The 12,494-nt window shown below is 61.7% G+C and carries 14 protein-coding genes; 8 read left to right on the top strand and 6 right to left on the bottom strand.

Annotated features, from left to right (window positions below):
* Positions 1-9 precede the first annotated feature (9 nt).
* Both AC1DM5_RS01350 and AC1DM5_RS01345 read left to right on the top strand, forming a co-directional pair.
* Positions 10-741, top strand: coding sequence for an ROK family protein (locus AC1DM5_RS01350; RefSeq protein ID WP_477821352.1), 732 nt, complete (start codon positions 10-12; stop codon positions 739-741).
* A 55-nt stretch (positions 742-796) separates the two neighbouring features.
* Entirely contained in the window at positions 797-1,609 is an 813-nt protein-coding gene (locus tag AC1DM5_RS01345) for a class I SAM-dependent methyltransferase (RefSeq protein ID WP_477821351.1), read from the top strand.
* Positions 1,610-1,640: 31 nt separating this feature from the next.
* On the opposite strand, the gene AC1DM5_RS01340 is transcribed toward AC1DM5_RS01345, so the two are convergent.
* Positions 1,641-2,420 carry a class I SAM-dependent methyltransferase gene (locus tag AC1DM5_RS01340; RefSeq protein WP_477821350.1) on the bottom strand — a complete coding sequence of 260 codons (780 nt, stop codon included), beginning with the start codon at positions 2,418-2,420 and terminating at the stop codon, positions 1,641-1,643.
* Between the two features lie 59 nt (positions 2,421-2,479).
* On the opposite strand from AC1DM5_RS01340, the gene AC1DM5_RS01335 reads away from it, so the two are divergent.
* Positions 2,480-3,349, top strand: a complete 870-nt coding sequence (locus tag AC1DM5_RS01335; RefSeq protein WP_477821349.1) for an acyl-CoA thioester hydrolase/BAAT C-terminal domain-containing protein — start codon at positions 2,480-2,482, stop codon at positions 3,347-3,349.
* A gap of 15 nt (positions 3,350-3,364) precedes the next feature.
* On the opposite strand, the gene chrA is transcribed toward AC1DM5_RS01335, so the two are convergent.
* The 3 genes from chrA to AC1DM5_RS01320 all read right to left on the bottom strand — a co-directional run bounded on the left by chrA (position 3,365) and on the right by AC1DM5_RS01320 (position 7,241).
* Entirely contained in the window at positions 3,365-4,576 is a 1,212-nt protein-coding gene (chrA, locus tag AC1DM5_RS01330; protein ID WP_477821381.1) for a chromate efflux transporter, read from the bottom strand.
* A gap of 113 nt (positions 4,577-4,689) precedes the next feature.
* Entirely contained in the window at positions 4,690-5,577 is an 888-nt protein-coding gene (locus AC1DM5_RS01325) for a DMT family transporter (RefSeq protein WP_477974466.1), read from the bottom strand.
* A 179-nt stretch (positions 5,578-5,756) separates the two neighbouring features.
* On the bottom strand, positions 5,757-7,241 hold the full coding sequence (locus AC1DM5_RS01320) for a DUF1254 domain-containing protein (RefSeq protein WP_477821347.1): 1,485 nt from the start codon (positions 7,239-7,241) through the stop codon (positions 5,757-5,759).
* Between the two features lie 294 nt (positions 7,242-7,535).
* Here AC1DM5_RS01320 and AC1DM5_RS01315 point away from each other — a divergent pair, with 294 nt between their 5' ends.
* From AC1DM5_RS01315 to AC1DM5_RS01300, 4 genes are all read left to right on the top strand, one after another.
* The gene (locus AC1DM5_RS01315; RefSeq protein WP_477821346.1) at positions 7,536-8,171 is read left to right on the top strand and encodes a LysE family translocator; all 636 of its coding nucleotides are present in this window, start codon (positions 7,536-7,538) and stop codon (positions 8,169-8,171) included.
* Between the two features lie 117 nt (positions 8,172-8,288).
* Entirely contained in the window at positions 8,289-8,711 is a 423-nt protein-coding gene (locus AC1DM5_RS01310) for a hypothetical protein (protein ID WP_477821345.1), read from the top strand.
* 4 nt (positions 8,712-8,715) lie between these two features.
* On the top strand, positions 8,716-9,294 hold the full coding sequence (locus AC1DM5_RS01305) for an OmpA family protein (protein WP_477821344.1): 579 nt from the start codon (positions 8,716-8,718) through the stop codon (positions 9,292-9,294).
* A 148-nt stretch (positions 9,295-9,442) separates the two neighbouring features.
* A complete protein-coding gene (locus tag AC1DM5_RS01300; RefSeq protein ID WP_477821380.1) occupies positions 9,443-9,637 on the top strand; it encodes an HIT family protein in 195 nt (64 codons plus the stop codon).
* 7 nt (positions 9,638-9,644) lie between these two features.
* Here AC1DM5_RS01300 and AC1DM5_RS01295 read toward each other — a convergent pair whose 3' ends face one another.
* Both AC1DM5_RS01295 and AC1DM5_RS01290 read right to left on the bottom strand, forming a co-directional pair.
* Positions 9,645-10,100 (bottom strand): MarR family winged helix-turn-helix transcriptional regulator, encoded by a 456-nt coding sequence (locus AC1DM5_RS01295; RefSeq protein ID WP_477821343.1) that lies wholly within the window; start codon positions 10,098-10,100, stop codon positions 9,645-9,647.
* 30 nt (positions 10,101-10,130) lie between these two features.
* Entirely contained in the window at positions 10,131-10,577 is a 447-nt protein-coding gene (locus tag AC1DM5_RS01290) for a MarR family transcriptional regulator (RefSeq protein ID WP_477821342.1), read from the bottom strand.
* Positions 10,578-10,663: 86 nt separating this feature from the next.
* Here AC1DM5_RS01290 and AC1DM5_RS01285 point away from each other — a divergent pair, with 86 nt between their 5' ends.
* Positions 10,664-12,481 carry a chloride channel protein gene (locus AC1DM5_RS01285; protein WP_477821341.1) on the top strand — a complete coding sequence of 606 codons (1,818 nt, stop codon included), beginning with the start codon at positions 10,664-10,666 and terminating at the stop codon, positions 12,479-12,481.
* Positions 12,482-12,494: the final 13 nt, after the last annotated feature.

The following is a 12,494-nucleotide window of genomic DNA, read 5'->3' as shown; positions in this document are numbered from 1 at the left end:
GCGCCAGCCATGGCTGACACAATGGAAGAAAAGCAGACGCGTGAGCGAGCCAAGCCGAAGGTTGCGGCGCCGGCCGACCGCATCGTGCTCGCCGTCGATATCGGTGGCTCGCATGTGAAGGCGGAACTCAGCAGCGGCGGCGAGCGACGCTCGGTCGTATCGGGGCGCGCGATGACGGCGGCGAAGATGGTCGCAGCCCTTACCGATCTGACAGCCGACTGGCACTATGATGTCGTCGCCATGGGTTATCCTGGCCCCGTCGCTGCCCACCGCCCCGCGGCCGATCCATTCAACCTCGGCCCGGGATGGAAGGGCTTCGATTTCGAGAAAGCCCTCGGCAAGCCCGTGCGCATGGTCAATGACGCGCTGATGCAGGCGATCGGCAGCTACGAGGCCGGCCGTATGCTCTTCCTTGGCCTCGGCACCGGACTTGGTTCGGCGATGATCGCCGAGAACGTCTGCATGCCGCTCGAACTGGCCCACATGCCCTACAAGAAGGCGACATTCGAGGACTATGTCGGCGAACGCGGCCTGGAAGGTCGCGGTAAAGGCAGATGGCGAAAATCGGTCTTCGACGTCGCCGACCGCCTGGCCGCCGCCCTGCTGCCCGACTATATCGTCATCGGTGGCGGCAACGTCGAAAAGCTGAAGGATCTGCCGCCCAAATGCCGGCGCGGCAGCAACGACAACGCCTTCCGCGGCGGTTTCCGGGTCTGGCTGGACGAAAGCCTGCGGCTGTGAGCGGCGGTGAACCCGATGTGTTTGAAGCCCCATTGGGCGGCGGAAGGTGACGACAATGCTGGAAAAGGACAAGCTGTTCGTCGGCTCGATCCCGGAAAACTACGACCACTATATGGTGCCGCTGATCTTCGAGCCCTTCGCCGCAGATCTTGCCCGGAGAGCGGCATCCCTGTCGCCCGGCGCCGTTCTGGAAACCGCAGCAGGTACTGGGGTCGTGACCCGCGCACTGGCGCCGAAACTGTCCTCGGGCGCACGCTATATCATCACCGATCTCAACCAGCCGATGCTCGACTACGCCGCTTCGCAGCAAGGCTCCGATAATCGCCTGGAATGGCGCCAGGCGGATGCTCTGGCGCTGCCGTTTGAAAATGCCACCTTCGATCTCGTCTTATGTCAGTTCGGCGCGATGTTCTTCCCGAACCGTATATCCGGCTACCGCGAAGCAAAGCGTGTCCTGAAGCCCGGCGGACATTTCCTGTTCAACGTATGGGACCGCATCGAGGAGAATGTTTTTGCCGACGATGTGACGAATGCCCTTGCGACGATGTTTCCGGACGATCCGCTACGCTTCCTGGTCCGCACGCCGCATGGCTATCATGACAAGGCGCTGATCCGCGCCGAGCTGGAAGAGGCGGGTTTCTCCCATGTGGTGATCGAAACGAAGGCCGAACAAAGCCGCGCCTCCTCGCCCCGGATTCCTGCCCTCGCCTATTGCCAGGGAACCGTCCTTCGGAGCGAAATCGAAGCCAGAGCTCCGGGAAAACTGGACATTGCGACCGACTGCGCCGCATCCGCGATTGCCGACCGGCATGGCGAGGGTGAGGTTACCGCCAAAATTCAGGCCCATGTCATCATGGCAGTGGCCTAGACTGGCCGAAATGCGTTTGGGGCCAAGCAGATCACAAGCTGATCGAGCCCCAGACCAGTTTCGTCCGGACGATGAAACTCAGTCTCCCCTCACGAGCATAGGGAGCGAGCATCTCACCGAGCTCCCCGTCGAACTCGCTCATCCTGCCGGCCAGACGGGATGGCGCGAACGTATCGCGCGAATGCTGGCAGCGAATGAAGTCTTCGACGCTTTGCTCGAATGGAGCGGAGTGGAAATGCCCGGAGCCTTCGATGTCGAGGAACGCCTTGTAGGCCGACCAGTCCTCTCGCTTGCCAATGGGATCGAACGCCTCGCCCGTTATGGCAGGAACCCATCTGGTGAGAAAAGACTGCCAGTCCGCCTCCCAGGCCGGTTGGAAAGGCGCATCTCCTGATATGACGGCCACCCGGTGGTCGGCGGCGGCATAGGTTTTCAGCCGCGCGAAAAGGCGCTTGTGATCCATCCAGTGAATGCTTGCAGCAGCAACGATGAGGTCGGGACGATCGGGGATATCGACATCCTCGGCGAAACCGACGATCCAGTGAAGATTGCGTGCGCGCCCCTCCTCCAAGCTCTGACCGAGCTCGATCATGTGGCGGGAGGGATCGACGGCGATGACCTTTTCGAAATGCCGCGAGAGCTGCCGTGAAATCTTGCCGGGGCCGCAGCCTATATCCAGCAGGCAGCTGCGCTTTGGCGCGATGGCAAGCAGCTTCTCGTAGATCGCCTCGGGATATGGCGGACGGTAGGGATAGTTGCTGACGACATTGGCATCCTCGAAAGAGGCCCCTGCACGCGCATGCTCGACCATGATAGGCTCCGTCCTCAGTGACAGTCGAGAACCATCCGATAATTCAACAAGATGTCAGCATGGTAACAAGCGCGATGGACGGCTGCAAAATCGAACGGCTCGAGGGCCGGGTAAACGGCGCATTCGTCTCCCGGCCAGACGCGAATGAGACCGGTGTCGTCGTGCTCAGCGGTTCCAGCGGCAGGGTCGATATCGATCGTGCCAGATTGTTTGCCAAGGCCGGCGCGAAAGCACTGGCGCTGCAATGGTTCGGCGCAACGGGGCAATCACCCGGCATTTGCGAAATCCCGCTGGAAACCTTCTGTGACGCCACGGACTACCTGATTTCGCGGGGATGCCGGCGCATCGTCTTCGTCGGAACCTCGAAAGGCGCAGAGGCGGCCTTGCTTGTCGCCACCCTGGACCCGCGCGTGAACGCTGTTATAGCGATCAGCCCGAGCTCGGTTGTCTGGGGCAATATCGGGCCTGGCAAGGACGGCAGAGAATGGCCCGAACGTTCATCCTGGTCCTGGAAGGGAGAGCGACTGGAATTCGTCCCCGCCGATCCCACCTGGGAGCGGGACTATCGCGATGGGCTCGTGTCCTATCGCTCCTTCTTCGAAAAGTGCCTGGATACGGACGAGCAAACTTTGTGGCGAGCGTGCATTCCCGTCGAGAAGGCCGCCGCAGATCTCGTCCTCGTGGCTGGCGGAGACGATGCACTCTGGCCGTCGGAGAGGTTTGCGCGTGAGCTTGCCAGCCGGCGCGAAAAAAGCGGCAGGCCGGTGTCACTGGTCGTTGACCCCGAGGCGGGCCATCGGGTGCTGCTTTCAGGCGAGACGACGCCCCGCTCCAGCCTTCACGCCCATGGCGGCAACGATGCGGCGGATGCAAGGCTTGGCCGGGCGGCATGGGCGGCGATAGAAGCCGCTTTGTCGCAAAAGGATTGACTGGTCTGATACGGTTCAGGCGGAAAGCTGCAGCAGGATCGCACTTGCTGCCATCAGCACCACGACGATCCATGGCGGCGCCTTCCAGACCACCAGCAGAAGGAAGCCGGACAGGGCGAGAGCAAAATCGGCCGATGTAAGGACCGCGCTTGTCCATACCGGATTGTAGAGTGCGGCACCCAGCACGCCGACCACGGCGGCATTTGCGCCGCGCATGGCCGCCTGCGCCAGCGGATAGGTACTGAGCCTGTCCCAGAAAGGCAGGGTGCCGAGCAGCAGCAGAAAGCCCGGCAGAAAGATGGCGGCCAGAGCGATGGCTGCGCCCGCGATACCGTTGGGAGCTGGCCCCATCACCGCCCCGAGATAGGCCGAAAACGTGAAAAGCGGACCAGGCACAGCCTGTGCGACACCGTAACCAGCGAGAAACGCGTTTTCCGAAACCCAACCCGGCCTCACGACCTCCGCCTCGAGCAGCGGCAGGACAACATGGCCGCCGCCAAACACCAGCGCGCCTGAGCGATAAAAGGCATCGAAGAGGCGCAGCCCCTGCCAATCCATGATGGAAACGATAAGCGGCAGTCCGAACAGAAGGAGCAGGAAGGCCAGCAGGCAGGTGACGCCTGATGATCGCGATATACCGAACGAAAAACTTGCCTTGTGCTCGATGGCGGCCTCGCGACAAAGCATGAGCCCGGAAACCGCACCCAGCACGATGGCTGCGAGCTGGCCGAACGCTCCCCCCAATGTCACGATGAAAATCGCGGCCAACGCGATGCCGGCGCGCGGCTTGTCGGGCGTCAGCGATCGTGCCATGCCCCAGACGGCTTGTGCCACGACAGCAACGGCAACGAGCTTCAATCCGTGCAGCAGGCCCTGTCCGAGAGGATTGTCGAGCGCGGTGGCGGCGGTTGCGAATATGAACAGGATCAGCGCGGACGGAAGCGTGAATGCGCTCCACGCCGCAAGCGCCCCCAGCGGCCCGCCGCGCAGCAGGCCCATGGCGAAGCCGACCTGGCTCGATGCCGGACCGGGAAGGAACTGACAGAGGGCGACGAGATCGGCATAACCCTTCTCGTCGATCCATTTCCGCCGCGTCACGAGCTCGTTGCGGAAATAGCCGAGATGCGCGATCGGTCCGCCGAACGAGGTGAGGCCAAGCTTCAGGAAGGCGCCGAACACTTCCGCAGGTGTACCTGCCGGTGGAGCCGCCGTCTTCTCCTTGGTCATTTCTTTTGCATCCACGCCAACATCCCCCATTGAGCCGACCCGTATCCTCATCATTAATGACAGCGCGATGACAACAGGCGATTTTCGATCTCCGTCGAACAAGCGATTGCGGATTAGACCGCCTGACGGACCCGCGCTCGGGTGGGCAGCGTCATTGCGATGACACCGGCCATGACGCAGGCAAGTCCAAGGCCTGCCGTGGAGGACAGCGTTTCGCCGAGGAAGACGACACCGATTGCAACGCCGATCGGTACCCTCAGATAGGCCTGGGCCGTGGCGCCAACCGAACCGAGCGTCTGCACGAGGCGAAAATAGATCACAAAGGCAAGCGCCGTCGAAAAGACCGAGAGGGCAAGGAGAGCAAGGACGGAATGCAGGCCCGGCTGCAACGTCCAGGGACGATCGGCGATGACGCTGACCGGGATCAGGATTACCGCCCCCGATATCAGCGAGCCGGCAGCCGGCATCATGGGGTCAAGCCCCCTGAAATTCCGGCCGAAGACCGCAGCGCCTGCATAGCAGATCGTGGCGGTCACGATCGCAAGCTGCGCCCAGAGCGCATCTCCGATGTTGTCAAGCGCTCCGATACCGATGATCAGCGCGGTTCCGATCAATCCGGCCGATACACCGAACAGCTTGCGGCCTGTGAGGACCTCATGCCGTGTGATCAGCGCCGTGATCAGAAAGGCAAAGATCGGCGTCGTGGAATTCAGGATCGCCGACAGGCCGGCATCGGTCGTCCGCTCGGCCCAGGCAATCAGCGTGAAGGGGAAGACGCTGTTGAGGCAGGCCTGAAACAGGAAATAGGCCCAGGTCTTTCGGTCGCGGGGCAGCTTGAGGCCACGCCAGCGGATGATGGCGAGAAGCAGCGCGCCGGCGACAAGCGTTCGGGCTGCCACCAGTGTTAGCGGCGGGATGGTTTCGACGCCGATCTTGATGAAGGTGTAGGAGGCTCCCCAGAGCGTCGAAAGCGCCAGCAGCAGCGCCAGCTCCGTTGTCATCTTTGCCGTCTTTTCCATCGCAGTCCTATTCGTCAGCCGTGCAAAACCGACCGTCTGTTTAGCGACTGCGGGCGCGAAATGCTTCGATGCGGGCCGAACTGTCGATGGAAAAGAGAGGCTTGGCGGGACGCGCTTGGATCATGGCGCGCCCCCAAAGGCTTCCGATACTTTTGGCCTTCTCACTGAGCAGCGAGCGGAGCCGCTGGAGCCGCACGCGTCACCGGCGGTGGGTTCCACTTGCCGATCAGCGCGCTACCCTTCGGCGCATAGAGCCTCATCGTCAGATTGTACGGGCCGTTCGGCGCCGGCAGCCAGTTCCATTCCTTGTCCTTGCCGGGGCTTTCCGTCTGGAAATAGAGGTCGAGCGAGCCGTCGGCGTTGAATTGGAACGGCATCCAGCTGCTGACGGCGAACCGATTGAGCGGATTGGCGACCTGGAAGCCGCCGCTGTCATAGAGAGTGACCGACCAGAAAGCGTTGACCGGCGGAATGTTCTCCTTTTCAAAATGGAGCGTGTAATTGCTTCGTCCATCCAGCGGGTTGCCGTTTTCATCCCCGAGGTTCAGCGGATAGATGGCGTCCTCAGGCAGATTGGCGCCAAGTCCCTGTTGCGCCACGATCGCCCGTTTCAGATAGTAATTGCCGTAGACACCCATCGTGTCGGTGTTCATCGACCAGCCATTGACCACGCGTGCCAATGTCTTCAGCTTCCAGCCCATGAGCGCCTGCGCATCCTGCGGCGCCGTCTTCAGCGCTTTCTGGACGACGGGATCGGCCTTGGACAGGTCAAAGCTCTTGCCGGGCTCGAAGCCGATCCGCTTCATGCGGGCAATGATCGGCTGATCGGTGCTGTGCGGCGGATGAAGTTTCAGCAGTTCGGCAGCATAGGCGAAATAGTCTTCCGCCGAAGCCGTATCGGCCTGAGTCTTAGGTGGCGTCTTCATGTCAATGGAAGGGTCTATTTTGATCTCCGCCTGCTTGGCGCCCTTGCCCCATTGCGACAGCGGCGTGATCTTGTAACCGTCCTGGATCTTGTGAACGGCATTGTAGTCATCAGGGCCATCGGTTTTGGTGCGGCCGATGATCCAGACATAAGGCGTCGGAGCATCGATCCGTTCAGTTCCCTCCGGCAGCTTGAATTCGCCGAACGTGTCGCGAAGCTCGGGCTTCCAGCCGGGCGAGGCGATCAGGAAGTTTCCGACTGATGTTCCGGTCGTTCGCCAGCCCGGCGCGGCAAACACATCCGTCCACATGTCCAGCATCGGCAGGAGGTAATAGCGGCCTCCGGTATCCGGCGCGGTAACCACCACCGGTTCCTTGGTGAGATCAAGCCAGCCGCTCGAATAGAGCGTGTCGAAATTCGGCCGCACCACGGCCTTCATGTCCGCCGGTGGAAACTCGCGGATATTGGCGAACCGGTTGGCCGGGCCGCCGATCGACCCCTCCTTCGGTTCCATGTTGGTCAGCTGCTTGCGCGTGATGTCCATCGTTATCAGCGGATAAAAATAGACATAGGCTTCGATGCCGATCTCACGCGCTTCCTCTTCCGTCAGGGAAGCGGCCCTGGCCTCAGGTGCGGCCGGAATGGCCATCGAAGCAATTGCCAGAAAAACGAACGACATAGGCGTTCGCAACAGGCGTCTGATCTCAAAGTGAGTTGTCATGTGCGTTTCCCCCGGAACGAAATGAAGAACCCAGCAGGACCCGATTGACGCCGGCGCATCTTTGGCAAGACCAAGATGGCCAAGGTACTGGCGACCTGCTGAGCGACCCTTTCATGCAAAGCGAAACATATGGGGCGTATATCCGGAAGTACGTTACAGTAAACGTAGCCGTAAATAGTCAGGACACATAGGTCTGTGTTTTGATCCGGAGCAGGATATTGGCTTTGATCAAAGGCCCTTCCGCAAATATCCGCTGAATGCCATAACTCGATTCCAAAGACGGTGGAGGACGATATGACTGAAATGACGGTTCTTGCATTTGCGCTTGTGGCATTCATCGGCATCGCCACACCCGGCCCGACGGTGCTTCTCGCCCTGACCAACGGCTCGAAATTCGGGGTGCGCCGGGCGATATCGGGCATGATCGGCGCTGTCATGTCCGACTTCGTGCTGATCGGCGCCGTTGCCCTCGGCCTCGGTGCGCTGCTTGCTGCCTCGGAATTCTGGTTCACCGTCGTCAAATGGGTTGGTGTCTGCTACCTCGCCTTCCTCGGCGTCATGCTGCTGCGTTCGAAGGGAATGCTGGATGTATCGCTGCGCTCTGAAAACGGGAATGCATCCGCTTCGGCGGTGACGATTTTCCTGAAGAGCTTCCTCGTCGCCGTCACCAATCCCAAGGGCTATCTCTTCTTCTCGGCCTTTCTGCCGCAATTCATCGACCCCGCGGGCGCGCAGGTCGAGCAATATGCCGTGCTCGCTCTCGTCTTTGCCGCCATCGATTTCATGGTCATGTTCGGCTACGCTTTGCTCGGCGAGCAGGCCGTCCGGCTGTTGCGGAAATCGGGCGCGCTCTGGCTCGACCGGATCTGCGGCGGCGCCTTGCTGACGCTTGCCGGCTCTCTCGCGCTCTATCGGCGGGCAAGCGCGTAACTGCCCTCCGATTTACAACCAGATTTACGGTAACGTACTTATCCGAGCACTCCCGATCTGCATTCAATAGCTCCCGAGGGGACGCCAATCCGGCGGCCATAGCAGGAGGGCTTATGCATGTCTGGAGTATGGAGACTGACGGGCGCGGCAGTCATCGCCGTCATCGCCTGGACTTGTGCCGCCAAGGCCGACACGATCAGCTATGCCGATGCGGTGACCGTGCTCGCAAAGGATTGCGGCGCCGATATCAAGAAACTCTGTAAGGGGCTGAACCTCGGCAATAACAGGATCGCCGATTGCCTTGCACAGAATGCGGGCAAGGTCTCGCCGACCTGCACGTCTACGCTTGCGAGCGTCGCAGCGTCCATTCAGAAACGGGAACAGGCGCAGGCCTCCTACAGCAAAGTCTGCGCCGGTGACATGGCGCGGCGCTGCAATGGCGTCAAAGGCGATGGCTATATTCTTGCCTGTCTGATCAAGACGACGAAATATGTCGGAGCCCAATGCAATCAGGCAATATCAGATGCAGGCTGGAGATAAGGCCATGAGGATGAGAAAAGCCGCCCTCGCCATCTTTGTCGAAACATTGGCGACCCCTGCGCTTGCGCTTGCGCAGCAGGTCTCCGAACAACGCATCATCAACGGGCTCGGCAAGCTGCAGGGCGCCGCGCCGATCGTCGATGTCGAACTACTGCGGCAGGAGGCCATGAACGGATCGGGCAAGCAGATGTCCGGCCTGCCGAACTGGAGCAAGGTTGCGCGCCTGCCGCAGATGGTGGTCGAAATCGCCTTCGCGAACGACTCCGTCGCCATCGAGCCGGATTCCTACCGCACGCTCGGCATGATCGCCGATGCCCTGCACCACCCCAACCTCTGGGCCTACAAATTCCTCGTCGTCGGCCATACCAGTTCCACTGGCAGCGACGAGCACAATCTCGACCTCAGCCAACAGCGGGCCGAGGCGATCAAGGAGATCCTGTCGACCACCTTCGCCGTCGACGCCAGCCGTCTCTATGCCGTCGGCGTTGGCGAATATTTCCCGATCGAGGGCTCGAAGTCGGAAGCGGCCAATAACCGGCGCGTCCAGCTCTACAATCTCGGCGTCTTCACGAAGAAGCCATGAGGAAGAGACCCACCGCTCTTTTCCAACAACAGTTGCTATTTCCTCGAAACGACCGATCCGGTGCTGCAATGCTCCGGCATCATCATACCGTTCCGGCATGTCGCAACGCCCATCGAGCTGACATCAGAGGAATGGTTCGACACTTTCAATCCTGGAGAGTGCTCGCACCCATCTCGATCGAGCCGAACCGCACGGCTACAATATCGGCTGGAATGTCGGCGAGGTCGCGGGGCAGACTGTCCAGCACGCCCATCTCCATGTCATCGGCCATTTTGCCGACGAGCCGCTTGCCGGCCACGGCATTCGACATCACCTGAAGCAGGCTAACAACCGGCGGGCCTGAGCGCCCGCTAGCTTGGCCAGGGATCGGACTTGAGTTCGCCACCCGCCTGCAGGCTCTGCAGCATGTCGATGAGTTTCGGCGCCATTTCCCTGATTTCGGTCAGATGAATGGCCGTCAGCCGCTTCAGAATGCCTTCAGCCTTTTCGGTCAGCTCCAGCGTCTGGCGGCGTTTGTCGGCCGGGTCCGTCTGGCGCGAGACATAGCCTGCGGCAACCAGGCGGCCTACGAGTTCGGTGGCCGAATGCGGCGCGATCAGCAGGCGTTCGGCCAGGATGCCGATCGTCATGGCGTCTTCGCCGCGATGGCCGCGGATGGCCAGCAGCGCCTGATGCTGCTGCGCCGGCAGGCCCTCTTCCTGAGCAGCCGAGGCGCTGAAATCCATGAAGCGGCGCAGCGTGTAGCGCAGGTTGGACAGTGCCTCGTAATCGGCATCCGTCAGATCGTCTTTCGGCTTCTTCACCATACGTCCCCGCGCTCAGTACTTTCAGTGCGCTCATTGCATCCATGCGGCCACTTCCATCTGCCGGTGATCCTGCAACATGCGTAGCGCCTGCATGAGTTCCGGCGCCATCTCGCGGATCTCATAGAGATGAGCGGGCGTCAGACGACGCAATAGCTCTTCTGCCTGTGCTGTCAACATGACGGCCGGCCGGCGCTTCTGCTTCGCCTCGATCGTGACATGGCCGGCCTCCTGCAGCGAAGCCGCGAGTTCTGCGGCCTCGGTCGTCGAAAGGAAGAGCCTGTCCGCAAGATCCGGCAGGCTCATGCGGCCACCGACACCGAGCCCTTTGATCGCGAGCAGCGCCTGATGCTGCTGCCGCGTCAGGCCGAGCTTTTCGGCCGCCTTCCCGCTGAACTGGCGAAATTTGCGGATCCTGTATCTGAGATTGGCGAGCGCCTCATATTCGATCTCTGATAGGGCCAGGTGTTTGTCCGGCATGGTTCCATGCTCCTGATTTTGGCTGTTGATTTATATCGCATTACGATATATTTGCCACAAGGACGACGCCGTCAACAGGATTAGCAATGCCTCCCCAGAAAACCCCACATCGCCCCCATGATTTCATGGGTGGCCTCTCCCGGCGCGAGGCCGGGGATTTCACCACGGACAAGCGTGTCTTGGCCCTCGTCGGCATGGCGCTGATCGTCGGCACCGGCGGCGCTTTTGCCGCCTGGGTCCTGGTCAGTCTCATCTCGCTGGTGACGAACCTCGTCTGGTTTCACCGCTTCAGCATTGCGGCCGTCTCGACGGCGCAGGCGCCGCGCTCCGTCTGGATGGTTATCATTCCCGTCATCGGCGGCCTCGTCATCGGGCTGATGGCCCGCTTCGGCTCCGAAAAGATCCGCGGCCACGGCATTCCCGAGGCGATCGAAGCGATCCTGATCGGCGGCAGCCGCATGTCGCCGAAAGTGGCGATCCTGAAGCCGCTCTCCTCGGCGATCTCGATCGGTACCGGCGGCCCTTTCGGCGCGGAAGGCCCGATCATCATGACGGGCGGCGCGATCGGCTCGCTCTTTGCCCAATGCTTTCATCTGAGCTCGGCCGAGCGCAAGACGCTGCTGGTCGCCGGTGCTGCCGCCGGCATGACCGCGATCTTCGGCTCGCCGATCGCCGCCATCATGCTCGCTGTCGAACTGCTGCTGTTCGAATGGAAGCCGCGCAGCTTCATTCCGGTCGCGGTCGCCGCCTGCGTGTCGATCTGCTGGCGCCCCTTCCTGTTTCAGGCCGGCCCACTCTTTCCGAAACAGTTCCACATGGACCTGCCCTGGTGGGGCATCCTGCTTTGCGCCGCTGTCGGTATCATCGCCGGACTGCAATCCGGCATCCTGACGACGCTGCTCTACAAGATCGAGGATCTCTTCGAGGCGCTGCCGATCCACTGGATGTGGTGCCCGGTGATCGGCGGCCTCGTCATCGGCCTCGGCGGCCTGATCGAACCGCGGGTGCTTGGCGTCGGCTACGATATCATCGACGGCCTGCTGAACAGCAGCATCCTGCCGGCAGCCGTGCTGACGATCCTCTTGGTGAAAGCCGCGATCTGGCTGGTTGCCCTGTCATCGGGCACCTCGGGCGGTGTGCTGGCGCCGCTGCTCATCTTCGGCGGTGCGCTCGGCTGGCTGGTCGGCCTCTTCCTTCCCGGCGATCCCGGCTTCTGGGCCCTGCTCGGAATGGCCGCCATGATGGGCGGCACCATGCGCGCGCCGCTGACGGGCACCTTCTTCGCCGTAGAGCTCACGGGCGACGTCTCGGCGCTGTTGCCGCTGCTGGCCGCGACCGTCTCCGCCTATGCGGTCACGGTCCTGCTGCTGCGCCGCTCGATCCTGACGGAGAAGATCGCCCGCCGCGGCCAGCACATCACCCGCGAATACGGCATCGATCCCTTCGAGTTCTCCCGCGCCCGCGACATCATGATCAAGAAGGTCGATACTTTCCCGGCGGATATGACGGTCGGTGACGTGACCCATTTCTTTATGGCGACGCCGAAGACCCACCGCGTCTATCCCGTCGTCGATGGCAAAGGCATCGTGAAAGGCCTGGTCTCGCGCGGCGATGCGCTGCGCTGGCAGCAGGATGGCACGTTTGCCGACCAGACGCTCGGCGATCTCGTCTCCGACAGCTCGCTGCCAACAGCCCATCCCGACGATACGGTCGGTTATGTCGCCGATCTGATGCTGGCGACCGATGCCGGCCGCATTCCGATCGTCGATGCCGAAAACGGCGAGTTGCGCGGCCTCGTCGCGCGCAAGGATCTGCTGCGGCTGCGCCATTCGCTCAGGGCAAGCGAGACGGAGCGCCAGCCATATTTCGGACCGCGCCGGCAGGTGAACGAAGGGCGCACCTGAAGCTTGGGCGCCG

The sequence above is a fragment of the Rhizobium sp. 01T437 genome, assembly GCF_056398505.1.
The sequence above is the reverse complement of the archived record's forward strand: the minus strand, read 5'-3'. Positions and strand labels throughout refer to the sequence as shown.